At 53.1% G+C, this 15,049-nt stretch carries 10 protein-coding genes; 9 read left to right on the forward strand and 1 reads right to left on the reverse strand.

Annotation, left to right across the window (positions count from 1 at the left end; genetic code table 11):
- Window positions 1–6: 6 nt before the first annotated feature.
- From WCK51_14840 to corA, 8 genes are all read left to right on the forward strand, one after another.
- Window positions 7–1,365 (forward strand): glycosyl hydrolase, encoded by a 1,359-nt coding sequence (locus tag WCK51_14840; protein MEI7578164.1) that lies wholly within the window; start codon window positions 7–9, stop codon window positions 1,363–1,365.
- A gap of 485 nt (window positions 1,366–1,850) precedes the next feature.
- Window positions 1,851–2,066 carry a hypothetical protein gene (locus tag WCK51_14845; protein ID MEI7578165.1) on the forward strand — a complete coding sequence of 72 codons (216 nt, stop codon included), beginning with the start codon at window positions 1,851–1,853 and terminating at the stop codon, window positions 2,064–2,066.
- A gap of 103 nt (window positions 2,067–2,169) precedes the next feature.
- Window positions 2,170–3,003, forward strand: a complete 834-nt coding sequence (locus tag WCK51_14850) for a protein kinase (protein ID MEI7578166.1) — start codon at window positions 2,170–2,172, stop codon at window positions 3,001–3,003.
- A gap of 14 nt (window positions 3,004–3,017) precedes the next feature.
- A complete protein-coding gene (locus WCK51_14855; GenBank protein MEI7578167.1) occupies window positions 3,018–4,337 on the forward strand; it encodes a hypothetical protein in 1,320 nt (439 codons plus the stop codon).
- A gap of 299 nt (window positions 4,338–4,636) precedes the next feature.
- Window positions 4,637–5,029, forward strand: a complete 393-nt coding sequence (locus tag WCK51_14860; protein ID MEI7578168.1) for a nuclear transport factor 2 family protein — start codon at window positions 4,637–4,639, stop codon at window positions 5,027–5,029.
- 7 nt (window positions 5,030–5,036) lie between these two features.
- A complete protein-coding gene (locus tag WCK51_14865; GenBank protein MEI7578169.1) occupies window positions 5,037–5,810 on the forward strand; it encodes a rhodanese-related sulfurtransferase in 774 nt (257 codons plus the stop codon).
- A gap of 90 nt (window positions 5,811–5,900) precedes the next feature.
- Entirely contained in the window at window positions 5,901–9,191 is a 3,291-nt protein-coding gene (locus WCK51_14870) for a family 16 glycoside hydrolase (protein ID MEI7578170.1), read from the forward strand.
- The gene (gene corA / locus WCK51_14875; protein ID MEI7578171.1) at window positions 9,192–10,160 is read left to right on the forward strand and encodes a magnesium/cobalt transporter CorA; all 969 of its coding nucleotides are present in this window, start codon (window positions 9,192–9,194) and stop codon (window positions 10,158–10,160) included.
- Window positions 10,161–10,239: 79 nt separating this feature from the next.
- Here corA and flhA read toward each other — a convergent pair whose 3' ends face one another.
- A complete protein-coding gene (gene flhA / locus WCK51_14880; GenBank protein MEI7578172.1) occupies window positions 10,240–12,303 on the reverse strand; it encodes a flagellar biosynthesis protein FlhA in 2,064 nt (687 codons plus the stop codon).
- A gap of 322 nt (window positions 12,304–12,625) precedes the next feature.
- On the opposite strand from flhA, the gene WCK51_14885 reads away from it, so the two are divergent.
- A complete protein-coding gene (locus WCK51_14885) occupies window positions 12,626–15,049 on the forward strand; it encodes an EAL domain-containing protein (protein ID MEI7578173.1) in 2,424 nt (807 codons plus the stop codon).

Raw genomic sequence — 15,049 nt, forward strand, 5'->3', positions numbered from 1 at the left:
ACTGATGTGCATCTCGCCCTTCTTGTGCTGTTGACTTTGCCTCAGGGGCCAGCCGCCTGGAAGGCAAAGGCGGAAGCGTTTCTTGCGAAGGAGCAGTATCAACAGGCGTCCGAGGCGTTTTTGAAAGCCGCGGAGGGGTACGACAAGCTTGGTGACCCGAATGCGGGCAAGGTTTTGCGCGAGCGTGGGAATCGATACGCCTCGAAGGTTGAGCTTTTTGTGGCTGCTCCGGTGGTCACCGAAAAGTTGGCGAGAGGCGAGCCAGCGGCGGGGATGTACCTGGGGGCGAACATTGAGAGGGAAGAAGCGACTCGGTATCCGCAGAGTTTCAACAACCTGATAGGGAAGAGGCATGCGATGTTTTTCATGTATCGCAAGTACGGAGTGGGGTTTCCGGTTGCTTACGCTAAGGAGCTGAAAAAGGCGAGTGCTGCGCTTCAGATTGCCTGGGAGCCAGGCTCGCTCAGCGAAGTTCGCGATGATCGCTATCTTCAGCAGTTCGCGAAAGATATCCGCGAGAGCGGGATTCCGGTTTTTGTTCGGTTCGCCAGCGAGATGAATGGGAGTTGGACTCCCTATCATGGCAACCCAGCTTTGTACCGAGAGAAGTTTCGGTTGGTGGCGGATGTCGTTCGGACCATTGCTCCGAATGCGATCATGGTTTGGTGTCCGAATACGATTCCGGAGCAGCCGATTCCGGACTACTATCCAGGGCCGGAAGCGGTTGACTGGGTGGGGGTCAACTTTTATTCGGTGATCTATAACGACTCGGATCGGTCGCGCGCGGCCGATTGGCGATTCCCGACGGATTCACTTGACTACATCTATAACCGATATGCAGGGGCGCATCCGATCATGGTTGCGGAGTGGGCGGCTTCGCACCGGGCATCGATTGACGGCGCCGATAAGCCGGCGTTTGCGACTCAGAAAATTGCTGAGTTTTTCCGCACGGTTCCGCTTCGGTACCCGCGGCTTAAGGCGGCGAGTTGGCTGAGTTTTAACGCTCTGAAGTACGCCAAGGGGGATCGCCAGTTGAACAATTATTCGCTGTTCGATAACCCGGCAGTGGCGGAGGGTTACAAGAACGCGATCGCTGATTCGCACTTTTTGAGCGAGGTTGGCTCATCGGCTCCGATGACCTGGCGAACTGCGGCTTCGGTGGTTGCTCGACGGGCGAAGTGCCGAGTTTGGATTCGGAGCTACGACCCGTTTGCGAGCGTCTCGGCTTCTTTTGAGGCCGGGGCTGCGATGCGGTTGGAGATGGGGAGCGAGTTTGAGGTTCCAGCGGATGCGAAGTTTGTGAAGCTTGATTTGAAGGATAGCAACGGGCGGGCGGTTTTGAGTCGGCAGATCACTGTGAAGTGAGAGAACTGCAACGCATTTTGTTGGGTAGTCAGGTTCAAAAATTGCCAATATGAAGGCATTTGATGGGTAGGGTTGGGTAGGCGAGATCGGGGCCAGCGGTTGGCATGCGGGGGCAGTTTCGGTTTGGTGGTTGGGCGAAGAAGTGGGCCTGGATTGGTCCCGCTGGTGCGGGGCACGGTAAGTCGATTGGCAACATTGGGGCATTCCAGATTCGTTTACCGTTCTGGTTGTGATCATCAATAACTAGTTGACGTTTTGAGGTTTTTGTCAACCACTTGATACACGAAACGTCGAAATCCACTCGCCGGCCCAAAGCCACACCCCACCCAAGACATCTCCGTTCCCGACGCATTCGCTCTGGGAACGAAGCTGCCTCGGGACCCGTGCCCCCAGGCGGGTAAAACCTCGCCTGGCTGGGATGAGGGCTGTTAAGAGTGGTCATTACTTAATTGACAATTGATCGGCTCGCGTGTTACTCTGCTGATGTGGTCGAGTCGGACGACGATCTTGGGTTTGGGCTTAAGGGGCCGGACGGGATGTGGAAATTCATGTGGACCGTCTGGTACGGGGCGATCTGTGTTCGTCCGCTGTTGTACTGTATCCGTGAGGCAAGGCCGCTGTGGCAGCCTGGCTTACTCATTCTTCTACTCATTGGGCCCGCGGTGTTGATTGGGCTCTGCTTGTCTCAGAGCTTCAAGTGATTTCGTCTTTTCCTCCCAAAATTCAAAACTGACTCTTGACTAGCCAAAGGCTTGGACTCCAAGTCCGCATTCCAATGTTTGTCAAGTAAAATCATTCTGAACTATGGAGTCTATTCGAGAACAGATTACACGAGTTATTCGCTACGAGCTGTACGACGTGGCACCAATAGAGGGTGGATGTGGTGTAATCTGGAAAGCAAGAGATCTGTTGACCGGCGCAGACGTCGCGATAAAAACTATTTCAGAGCGGCTACTCGGACCAAATGCGGCCAGATCGGTTCGCACGTTTAAGAAAGAAGCAGCAGTTGCAGCTCGGTTAGCCCAACAATGCCGTTATATTGCACCTGTGCTGGACCTTGGTCTAGCTGGCTCGGTGCTGTATTCGGTTATGCCCTGGTACGAGGCAGTTCCCTCGGGGACTAATATTGACTTGGGTACAAAGTGCGGCAAAATTTCGCTAGGCATTGCCAAGACAATTCTCCTTCAGGTTTGCGAGGCTGTAGAAACCGCACACGCCAACGGAATTGTACACAGCGACATCGCCCCCCAAAACATTCTATATGATTCCTCTGAGCATAAATATTTGCTAACTGATTTTGGGCTGTTGAAAATTCTGGAATCAGCGATTGTTTCAGCAGGTAGCGGCAGTCTTTTAGTGGGTGGAAGGCAGAAGTACTTCCCTGACTATGTTCTTTTGGATTCGGAACGCATTTCTGAGGCTTCCGATGTCTATGCTTTGGCCGTCACGTTCAGAGTCCTTCTCGAGGGGCAGGGGATTCTAAGTGGATCGCTAAAGCCGACTCCGGCAGTTGTTCGCATTCTGCATGAGCAGAGGGACGCTCCTGACTCAGTTCGTCGTCTTCTGAGCAGATTTATCGACGGCCACAGGGAGAGTGACCGAATCGTAGATTTTATAGGACAGCTACGGACTCTTTAGGGTAATCTCGGGACGTGAAGAAAGTTGAGGGCGGTTCAGGTGACAAGCGAAGTATTTGTTGCATCCCTTCGGGATATATGCTTCAAATGTACCCAGTAAAGCATTGGGTATCACGATTTCGAGAATTTGCTCGAAAGACTCCAACTGAAATAATGTTGCCTGGAGTAGGGTTAACTGGGCCCACATACGACTCAAGCGTGCACACTATGCCGGAGTTTGTTAGCCGATCTTATTGCCTACCTGATTGGATAAGGGAGGCAAGAGAGCAACTTGGTGATCAATGTAAAGTATGGGTTTCTATCAATCCAGACCTCGGCTTCATGAAAAACGAGGCTTTGTGGCTGAGAAATCAGTATTTTGACGATTTGCCCCAAGCGTGTATCACAAACCCTGTGGTTTGTTCGATACTCGAAGATTATTTGGAGGAGGTGAAACAACTTGGAGGTGTTGATGGCGTCTCGCTAGACATTACAGATGCTTATCCGAATTCCGGATCACGTGGTTTTAAAGGCGTAATGTCACACTGTTTTTGTGACCACTGCTTGAAAGGCTTGCGAGAGCATGGGTTTAAGGATTCCCCAACCGTTTTTATAGGTGAGCAAGCGATTCAGAGGTTGGTACTGAAAGATGCTGCTAATGGGCAAGGGACGATGCACATTGATCCGTCTCAGGATTTAGTGGACAGGCGCGACACTAGCTCGCTACTCGCTTTCTCCGAAGCGCGACAGTTTATCGATTCTGATGATCAAAATGCCGAGCGTGACGCTAGTAGGCTACTGGTCTATTTGGACGCTAGAACACGGGTGACAGCATCCGCAGTCCGATCTATACTAAGCAACTGTAAGCAATCCGGATTGAGTTCGGCGGTCGTGTTGGGTTCGACCAAAATTGATATGTCGCAAATGGTCAGCCTAAGCGCGCTCGACCGTAACTCAGCTGCAGATGAATACTGGCTACCGGATGCTTCAGATAAGAGTGCTCAGGAAGGAGATTGGCAGGCTCTGCAGTTCTTGGCCCCAAGAGCAACGTACTATTACAACTCGTTTTTCGAGATTGTCGAGCAAGCAAATGAAAGGGCTATAGAATATGGCCATCAATTGTTCTTGTCCACGCTGCAAAAGACGTCAAAGTCATTAAGGAGGAATAGTCTGTGTTCTGGATCCGTTTATGTGAATTCAAAACTCAACCAGTATCTAGGTGTTGCCGGAGTTCCGCTCGGAACCGATGACCATCTAGCAATTGTCTCAAAGCTAGCAGCAGATATTACAGGCACTGTTCTTCCAGCTGATTTGCTAGCTACATTTTCGATAGGCAATCCGGATCGACTTGAATAGCGTCGTTTTCGGGCTTGAAAGGTTGTTGCCTCAGTAACTACATCAAGTCAGCATTGCTACTCGATAAATGTGAGAATGTTGCTATGGGCTAGTGAAGCAAGCATGCCCCAGGTTGTAGTTAAGGTCACAACTGCTGTGAGTTTGAGTGCCGATAAGGAGGATTGTGTTGGTTTCCCATTCATGAGATTCTGCGGTACGGGACGAGTATAGTTTGCGATGGAGCTTGTACGACTAGTTAAGTAGTGAGGGGTGCCCTCAAGAATGAGGCTACTTAGAAGGAAGCCGGTAAACTCACTTCAGTGACCGAACAGCTTGTTCGTGCTTATTTCGACGCCTTTAACGCCCACAAGGCCGACGCGATGCTCGCGACTTTGAGTGATGATGTGGTGCACGTCATCAACGAAGGGGCGACAGAGGTGGGGATCGACAAGTTCCGGGCGTTTAAGGCGCATATGGACGACTGCTACCGCGAGCACATCAGCGATCTTTGCGTCATGGTGAATGGCGACCGGGGTGCGGCGGAATTTACTTGCAGCGGCACTTATCTGAAGACCGATGGCGGGTTGGTCGAGGCGCGGGGGCCGGAGTATGCGATTCCGGCAGCGGCGTTTTTTGAGGTTGCGGAAGGGAAGATCACGCGCGTCACAAGTTACTACAGCTTGAAAGGCTGGCTGGAAGCAGTTTCGCTATAATTAGGATATGTCTTTCGTTGTTCGCGCCTATTACAAGTTTGTCGAAGTCCTCGACGGCGAGGCGCTGCGTGACCAAATCTATGAGGTTGCGGATGCGAACGGTTTGAAAGGGATCGTGCTGGTTGCTCCCGAAGGGATCAACAGCACGATCAGCGGAACTCCGGAGGGTGTGGCGGCTTATTGGTCGTTCCTTACGGCTGATCCACGGTTTGCGGATATCGAATTCAAAGATTCCCGGCACGAAGAGGTTCCGTTCAAAAAGCTTAAGGTTAAGTTCAAGAAGGAGATCATCACGATGCGAAATCCGCTCGCGAATCCTGGCGAGATGGTCGGTCGCTACGTGGAGCCGAAGGATTGGAACGATCTGATTTCCGATCCGGACGTGATGGTGCTCGACACGCGAAACGTTTACGAGTACATCGAAGGGACCTTTAAGGGTGCAGTTGACCCTCGCTTGGTATCGTTCGGCGAGTTTCCGGAGTGGGTTGAGAAGAACCTGGATCAAGCTAAGCACAAGAAGGTCGCGATGTTCTGCACGGGCGGAATCCGGTGTGAGAAGACGACGGCGTTTATGCTCGCGAAGGGGTTTGAAGAGGTGTATCACCTGAAGGGTGGGATCTTGAAGTACCTCGAAGAGATTCCAGAAGAGGAGTCGCTTTGGGAAGGCGGATGCTTTATTTTTGATAACCGAGACTGCCTGGTCACAGGGTTGAAGCCGGTTCCTCGGCAGTACGATCAGGACGAGATCGTTGACCAGCTCTTGGCTGGCACGTTGCCCTGAAATCTGCATTCAGTTCTCGGTTTCCGGTTCTCGGTTGATGAATTCGTATGAAGCGAGAATTCTCGTGTTGGGCTGTGCAAAAATTGAGCAATGCCCGTGCTTGCTTCGCTGATCGCCCTTGCCCTCAGCCCCAGCCGAATCCAGGAAGATACAGTTGTCCGAAACATTCCGCCGAGAGATGTGTGGGTTTTCCGCTCGGTACTGGACGAGCGCGCCCGGATTGCGACCGTTGCACTTGCGAAAGACTTCTGGGTTTCGTACGACGCGACGAACTGTGGCCTCTACAAGTTCTGGAAAGGCGATGTCAACTTTGAAGGGGCCGTCTACACAAGTGTTCATGGGCCACAGCCGACTAGCAAGGGTGGCGAAATTTTAGGTGGCAAAGTCGATGCCCCCGTCTGGCGGGTCGACGGCAAAGAGGTCAAGCCGACCTACCGCGGTCATCGGATGCTGAAAGGGAATCGGGTTGAGTTTGTTTACGAAGTCCCGGTGAACGACAAGAAGGCGATCGTTACCGAAGAGCCGGGATTACTGCGGCGCGGAGATCGTCCAGTGGGCCTATCCCGTACCTTCAAATCCTCGATGCCAAGTGCAAATATCCAGGTTTTGACCTACGGAAGATCGGCAAGTTTGAACAACTTTTTCCTCAACGGTCGAGCGAACCCCGAGGGTGACCGGGAAGCCTGGACGGGAGTTGGAGCGAAGACAACTTGGAGCGTGCTTTTCAATCCCGTACTTGGGTTGCCCCCTAGTGATGACGATGGCGGTGAAGCCGAGCTTCAAGCCGGTGTGGACCTCGACTCATCTGCAGCTCAGGGACAAGGAAATGTTCAAAAGGACGACGTCCATGCGAATGGACTCTCCTACCGGGCGTATCAGATCGAGTTTCCGTTCGAGAAAATTCCGACGTTGGTACCAAACCAGACTCCGAACGTGAGCCGGCAAATTCAGAATGTCGACCTGAAGGACGAGCAGTTTGGACTTAAAGAACATTTTGTAGTCTCGATCACAGGCTGGTTAAAGGTCGAAGAGGGCGCGCTTTACGAATTTCGTATGAATGTTGACGACGGTGCTCGGCTGTTCGTCAACGGCGAACGGATTATTAACTTCGATGGCATGCACCTAGGGGAGCAAGCCACGGGTTCGATGGATCTGGAGCCCGGTCTCTACCCCCTAAGAATTGACTACTTCCAGAACGAAGGGCCTTCACTGCTGACCCTCGATTGGAAGCCAGCCGATTCGACCGAGTGGAAACGAATTCCGAACAAAAACTTGGAGACGGTCGCCGACGAGGTTGGTGTCGTCTCCCCAGGTTTCAAAAAAGTGATGGACGCGATTTTCCCCCAACGACCAGGCGATGGCCGTCCGGAGATCGCGGTTCATCCCTCGTTTGACCTCAGCACTCCGCGTCCGAAGGACTTTGACCCTCGAGTAGGAGGACTCGCGTTCCGACCAAACGGTCACTTGGTGCTTTGCACTTGGGATCCTGACGGCGCTGTCTACGACATCGAGGGAGTTCAATCCGGCGATCCGACGAAGGTAAAGGTCAGGCGGATTGCTCAAGGTCTATCAGAGCCGTTGGGAATTGAAGTCATTGGGAATGACATCTTCGTCGCTCAAAAGCAAGAGATCACCCGGCTGAGAGATACCGATAAAGATGGGATTATTGACGAGTATTACGCTTTGAGTAGCGGGTTCGGCGTGACCGCCAATTTCCACGAGTTCACCTTCGGATTCAACCATTTGGGCAACTACCTGTTTAGCAACTTGGCACTCGGCATCAACACCGGAGGCAGATCGACCGACAAGCAAAACTTCGACCGGGGTCGAGTGATGAAAACGAACATCAAAACTGGGGAGTTTGAGTTCGTCGCCAGCGGACTCAGAACGCCCAACGGAGCTGGTAAGAACGCAAAAGGTGAGCTGTTTATTACTGATAACCAAGGCGACTGGCTGCCATCTTGCAAACTGATTGAGGTCACGAACGGCGCGTTTTACGGCAACCGATCCGTCGAAGCCGAGAAGTACAAGGGCGTCAAAGAGTCGCTGCCCGTCTGCTGGTTCCCCCAGGGTGAAATTGGTAACTCAACGAGTCAACCAGCTCCATTCGAATACGGACCTTACAAGGGTCAAATGATGGTCGGAGATGTGACCCATGGAGGACTGAAGCGGGTCTTCATGGAGCGAGTGAACGGCCGGTATCAAGGGACAGCTTTCCGGCTTACCCAAGGGTTGGAGGCCGGGATCAACCGCGTTATTGTTGGTCCCGATCAGGCGATCTACGTGGGTGGAATTGGCTCGACGGGGAACTGGGGACAGGAAGGGAAGGAGCGGTACGGGCTCCAGCGACTTGCCTATAACGGAAAGGTGACCTTTGAAATGCTTAAGGTTCTGCCGATGCAGAATGGGGCGGAGATCGAGTTCACGGAGTCAGTTCAGGATAACTTGCTACCGGAGATTCTGAGTGAGTGGGAAGTGCGGCACTGGCACTACGTTCCGACCATCGAATACGGCGGACCGAAGGTCGGCGAAGAGCGTCTCCCGGTCAAATCTGTGACTTGGAACAAAACACGGACAAAGGTGTTCTTGGAGTTTTCTGGTGTCAAGCCAGAGGATGTTGTGTACTTCCGATTACCCATGTCGCTTCGCGGAGCGGACGGGCAGATGATGTGGGCGAACGAGGCTTGGAGCACGGTTAACGCGATTCCAAACCGAGTCGGGCAGGTTGCGGCCAGCGAGGCGGCACCAGAGGTTAACTCTCTGTCGCCGGAAGAGAAGGCGGCGGGATTTGAGCTGCTTTTTGATGGAAAGAACCTAGATCGATGGCGTAAGTATCGTGGTGAAGGAGTCCCCAAGGGCTGGCAGGTTGCCGACCAGGCTCTCGTGTTCATTCCGGGACTTGAGGGTGGAGATCTGACGACGAAGGAGCAGTACGGCGACTTTGAGCTACGACTCGATTGGCGCGTTCAGGCTGGCGGAAATTCGGGCATCATGCTTCGCTCAAGGGAGACTCGGAGTGCGAGCTACGAGACGGCGATTGAGTGTCAGGTTCTTGATGACGCTAAGCACGGTGACGGAAAGAATCCGCTGACTTCGGCCGGATCTGCTTATGGTCTTTACGCTCCGGTAAAGAAGATGGTGAACCCGGCGAATACTTGGAACCACTTGCGGGTGGTCTGCAAAGGCAATGCTGTTGAGCATTGGCTAAACGGAGTCAAGATCGTGTCGTACGAGGTTGGTTCGGCGGACTTTGTTGAGCGACTCGCCAAGAGTAAGTTTAAGGGCTGGCCCGAGTTTGCGAAATATAGTTCGGGGCACATTGTGCTGCAGGACCACGGCGATTTGGTGGCTTACAAGAACATTCGGATTAGGAAGCTCTAAGTGAATATTGCTCTCGCCCTCGCCATCTCGGCTGATAAGTCGGTGAAGGAGATCAGCTACAAGGAGGGCGTCACTCGTTTTAAGAGCGGTGGCGAAATCACGTGGATTCACCTCTTCGATTCAGATGCGACGGCCACGAGTGCGCTTTTGGAAAGGGATTTTGGGTTCCATCCCGTTGCCATCGAAGATGCTGTGGGGCGGGACGAGCGTCCAGAGCTCAAGGAGTTTGACGATCACATCTTCCTCGTCGCGCCTGCGGTGGTTGGGGTCGAGGATGGCGAGGAGGTCTTCGACGAGATCGGCTTCTTTGTCCACGGTACAACCCTGGTGACGGTGTCGCACGTCGAGATTCCTTGCATTCAGACGATGGCAGATCGCTGGAAGGCGAAGCTTTCGCTCGGACACGCGGAAGTTGGCTACATCCTTTTCGCCTTGCTAGATTCCATTTTGGATGACTACTTTCCTCGGCTGGATGCGATGGAAGATGAGGTTGATCGCATCTCAGACGAGATCTACACGGGGCGGACAGACAAACTTCGCGAGCTTCTGGTTGTCAAAAAACGGATGCTGCACATGCGGCGCCAGCTCGGTCCATTTCGAGACGTGATGAACTCTCTGCTACGGCGAGAACTAGACTTTGTGACGGACCATCTTGAGCCCTATTTCCACGACCTGTTTGACAATACCTTGAGGTTGACAGAACTCGTTGACACCAACCGTGAGGCCTTGACTGGGCTGCTTGATATTCACCTTTCGACTGTCTCGAACAACCTCAACATGGTGATGAAGAAAATGACGGTCATTTCCACTGTTCTGATGACGTGTGCTTTGGTTGCGGGGATTTATGGGATGAACTTCAAACACATGCCAGAGTTGGAGTGGTATTTTGGATACCCATTTTCGATCCTGCTGATGTTCTTGCTCAGTGCGGGAATCGTTTGGTTGTTCAAAAAGAAAGAGTGGCTTTGAAGCCTGCTTTTCAACTCCAAGCTTTCTGTCTCCGCACCTCTAACCCCAAATCCCTTCCTACATGGAGCAAGGGACTTTTCTAGGCTGCGATTTGGCCGATGAATTCGACTTCCGCTTTTGCAGAGATTTCGCTGTAGGCTAGGACGGGCAGGTTGGGTAGGTGGCGGTCGAGGAATCGTCGCATCGCCAAGCGAAGCTGGGCTCCGCAGAGGAGGACGGGCTGGTGGCCTTGCATGGTTGCCCGGTCGTACTCAATCTTGAGCGATTGAATGACCAGGCTTTGGAGATCGGGATCGAGGACAAGGGTTGAGCCGCTGCCCGTCAGGCTGACCTTTTCGGAGAGTGTGCGCTCTAAGGCAGGTTCAAGGGTGAGGCAGAGGAGCTTGTCTTCTGGATCGAGATATTGTCTTGTGATCGTTCGTGCGATGGACGAGCGAACGATTTCGCCGAGTTGCTCAACATCTTTGGTTTTACGAGCGAAGTCAGCCAGGGTTTCGATGATGGTGACCATGTCCCGAATTGGAATTCGCTCACCCAGAAGGTGTTGGAGGACCTTTTGGACATCAGAAATGGTGAGTAGGTCCGGCATAAGTTCATCAACGGCGGCAGGGTTTGATTTACGAACTTCGTCCACCAGAGTCTGAACATCTTGGCGGTTGAGGAGTTCGGGGCAGTGTTGCTTGATGACTTCGCACAGGTGGGTCGTGATGACCGAGGATGGATCGATGACGGTGTAACCCACACGCTCGGCGAGCTCCGCTTGATCGGGTTCGATCCAGAGGGCTTCGAGCCCAAAGACGGGGTCTTTGCCAGGAATTCCGGCGATGGATTCAACGGCCCCGCCGCTGTTGACGGCGAGCTTGAGGTTGGGCATGACGGACGCCATGGCGACTTCTTCGCCGCGAATTTTGAGAACGTAGTTGTTGGATTCAAGTTGAATCGAGTCGCGGATGCGAACCGAGGGCATGACGTAGCCAAGCTCTGAGGCAATTTGGCGACGGGTCGCGCCGACGCGCTCACTCAGGTCGCCGCCCGCTTTGAGGTCAGCTAGCTTGGTCAGCCCATAGCCAATTTCGATTTCGATCGGATCAACATGCAACAGGGCGAGAGCTGCCTCAGGACCGGTGGGCATCGGAGCAGGGGGCGGGGTAGGCTTCTCTTCTTTTGGAGCATCGAAAGCATCGATGAGACGCGGATTCTTCTTAAGAAGCCAAGACAGGCCGTAGAGAAATCCGCCCGCGCCCATAAAGAGCGTCGCTGGGAAGCCCGGGATCAGGCCGAAAGCGGCGAGCGCTCCGCCACTCACGGCGAGGGCTTTTGGCTGGGCAAAGAACTGTGCAGCGACTTGACCGCCCATTGTTCGCTCCTGACCAGCTCGGGTTACAAGAAGTGCGCTGGCAGATGAAATGAGAAGAGCGGGAATCTGGGAAGTGAGTCCCTCACCGACGGAGAGGAGGGCGTAAGTTTTGAGAATGGTCATCGCGTCGCTCTGACCCTTGAACAGTCCGACTCCGAAGCCGCCGATGATATTGATTGCAATTATGAGTAGGGAAGCAACCGCGTCGCCCTTAACGAACTTGGAGGCACCATCCATTGCACCGTAGAAGTCGGCTTCTTGCTTGACTCCCTTTCGGCGCGCTTTCGCCATATCTTCGTCGATCAGACCGGCTGCCAGGTCGGCATCTATGGCCATCTGTTTACCGGGCATTGCATCCAAGGTGAACCTGGCAACGACTTCCGAGACCCGGCCAGCACCGTTCGTGATGACCACAAACTGTACGATCATCAAGATAAGGAAGACCACGAAGCCGACAACGAAATCCCCCCCCATCACGAAGTTTCCGAACGTCTCGATAACATGTCCGGCTTTCCCTGAACCGAGGATCAGCTTGGTTGCGGCGACCGAAAGGGCGAGTCGGAAAAGAGTTGTGATGACCAGTAGCGGTGGGAAGGAACTGAACTGAAGGGGGTCCGTGATGTTGACGGTCGTCAACAGGATCATGACCGATGTGCCGAGAGCAACGACCAATCCGAGATCGAGCATCCAACCCGGCATTGGCAGCATGAGCATCGCAACGATGACAAGGAGACCGATTCCAGCGAGGATATCGGTGTGTTTGAGAATCTTTGCGACGGCTTGCATTGCTTGGGGGCGCAGAACGCCCGTATTGGAGTTATTGGATTCTCAGCGCACTTTTGAAGGGCAAACCTGGCAAATTTTGCACGAATCAAAAGGGGAAAGAAACGAACGAAATTTCCAGGTTCTAGCGAACTAGAAAATCATTGGTTTTTGATAGTGTATATCGAGCCGACTATGGAACATATGGAGTGGTTAAGGGTTCTTTTCGCTCCGTTAGCCAGTTTCTGAACACGCCATGAGAGAGAAAATCGGCCGAGGGAGGGATAAAACTCCGCCTAAGGTTAGTCTGTCTGTTAAGCCCGCGGTAGAGCGGGGGGCCATCGGCGTGGCAATTCGATTTGGAGTTTTCGTCTTCGCCGTTAGTTTGGCGAGCGGATTCATTGCTGGCCTCGGAGTGAAGAAGGCAGCCCGAAGTCGCATCCTAGCTAATTACAGCGAGATGCGGACGTTGACGAGTGGACTCCTTGCTAAGAGCGTTAACCCGCTGAAACTGAAAAAGATCTGGGCTGAGTCCGACAAAGCGGAGCCTGCCTACCTGCAGACGCTCTCAACGCTCCGAAAATTTCTCGTTCGCGATCCGCGCCTTTCGAACGCATTTGTTGTCCGATTTAGCAATAACACAGTCACTTACGTCGTAGATCCGGGGCCAGTGGGTAAGCGATCTGACGGTCGAGAGGTTCTCCAGGCCAAAGTAGGAGACCCAATTGATAGTCCGAGCCAAAGCCTGATCAGCACTTTGAAAACGGGCAAGACAACGCTAGATCAGGGTGTTTTAAAGGAACCAGGTGGTGATGTCCTGCGAAGCTACGCAGCACTCCTGGGAGGCAATGGAAAGCCCGTAGCTGCCGTCTGCTTGGACGTCAAGAATGCCCCACTTGCACACGAGTTGGAAGATATCGAGGCGGCGTTGAAGACCGGCATTATCAGCGCTTTTGGATTTAGCTTGCTTCTGGGGGTGATCTCGGGGATGATCGTTAGGAGGCTCCGCGCCGCAGTGTCAGAGCAGAGTACGAAGCTGGGACGGACTGAGGAGAGCCTGGCCGCAACTGTAGAAGCGGTAAGGGCCCTGAACGATTCTTTGGTCAGCACTCTCAACGCCGCAGGATGTTTGATCTGGCAGGGCAACGCAAAGGTGCAGGACGGCAGATTGATCTGGGCAGCGAAACTCAAGCACGAGTCGCCATTCGCGTGGATCGAGCATCAGATTGCATCAGGAGACTCTTTCGACTACTTGTGGGAGAGCCTGCGTGATCCTGAAGACGACCACCTGTGGCAACGATCCGTCAAGGATGCGATTACCAAAAAGGCAGAGAATGTCAGTACCGAATATCGAATTTGTAGGGAGAACGGAGACTCCTACTGGTTCTCAGAGCAGCTAACCCTTGCGTACAATGCCGACGGGTCGACTTCGCTCGAGGCCTTCGTCAACGACATCTCTGAAACTCGGGCGAGAGGAGAAGAAGTTCGACAATTGGCGTTCTTTGACACTGTTACTGGCCTCATCAACCGCACAAAGATTCACGAAGTCATTGGAGTTCTTCTCAGTGAGTCACCAAGGATGGGTGTTGTCGGCATCGAGATAAGCAACTTCCGAAACATCAATGAGTCGTGGGGTGCTGAAATTGGAGACAAGCTGTTGAAAGGATTTGGCGCCACTCTATCAGAAGGTGTTGCGGCCGCCGGCATCGTCGGGCGATTAGCCGGAGACGATTTCGTCGTCATCGTTCCAGATCCCCATGCAATGTCATGGATCGTTGGCAAGATTGACGAGCTTTGCCAAAAAGCAATCTACATCGACGGCGTCGAGATTGCGAAGATGTGCCGAATTGGCTACGTGCAAGCTGAAGAGGGCGAAACAGCTACTGGAATCCTGCGCAAAGCCAATCTAGCATTGGAAAATGCCCGTAAGAACCAGTCGATTTATCCCGTGATCTATAAGCCGGAGATGAGCTTCCGCGCCAAGATGCGGGTCGAACTAGAGACTGCAATGCGGCAAGCCCTGACAGACGGCGAGTTCCACCTGGTATTTCAGCCGATTTACTGCAACAAGAGCAGACGACTTGTCAAAGCGGAGGCACTCCTCCGGTGGAACTCTAGTCGGTTCGGTCAGGTATCCCCGGCTACCTTTATTCCGATTGCCGAAGAGTCCGACATCATCAACGACCTCGGCAACTATGTCTTGGATGAAACCGCGAAAGCGATCAAAAAGGTCATCGAGTTGACGCGAGATGATAGTTTTGCTATCAGCATGAACCTGTCCCTGCGTCAGCTTAAGAACACGGCGACATTGAACGCATTTAGCACAGCGGTAGATCGATGGGGAATCACAACCAAGAATCTCGTTATCGAAGTGACCGAATCTTCGATCATGCATGATGCGGGTGAGTGTCTTGCAATGCTCGTCCAACTTCAGGATCGTGGATTCAGCTTGGCGATTGACGACTTTGGAACCGGTTACTCGTCACTTGCAACTCTGGCAAGCTTGCCGTTTGACATCCTTAAGATCGATAAGCGCTTTGTTGATGGCATTGCGGTCGATAAGAAGCAAGAAGAAGTGATCGGAACGATTATCCGTCTCGCTCGAGCACTGAACTTGCAGATCGTTGCCGAGGGAATCGAGACTGAACCTCAGTTCGAATTCCTTGCGAGCAAGGAAGTTGAGTACAGCCAAGGGTATTTCTTTAGCAAGCCCCTTCCGCTCGAAGACCTGGTGATGCTGGCGCAGAATGGAAATGACCTCGCCGCGTAA

The sequence above is a fragment of the Armatimonadota bacterium genome (assembly GCA_037138755.1).
In the GTDB taxonomy this organism is placed as follows: Bacteria; Armatimonadota; Fimbriimonadia; order Fimbriimonadales; family Fimbriimonadaceae; genus Fimbriimonas.

What these genes read in the sequence shown, in the direction of transcription:
- flhA (MEI7578172.1), bottom strand. Translation starts at nt 12,303, where the DNA reads ATGCAAGCCGTCGCAAAGATTCTCAAACACACCGATATCCTCGCTGGA.
- WCK51_14870 (MEI7578170.1), top strand. Translation starts at nt 5,901, where the DNA reads ATGCCCGTGCTTGCTTCGCTGATCGCCCTTGCCCTCAGCCCCAGCCGA.
- WCK51_14850 (MEI7578166.1), top strand. Translation starts at nt 2,170, where the DNA reads ATGGAGTCTATTCGAGAACAGATTACACGAGTTATTCGCTACGAGCTG.
- WCK51_14865 (MEI7578169.1), top strand. Translation starts at nt 5,037, where the DNA reads ATGTCTTTCGTTGTTCGCGCCTATTACAAGTTTGTCGAAGTCCTCGAC.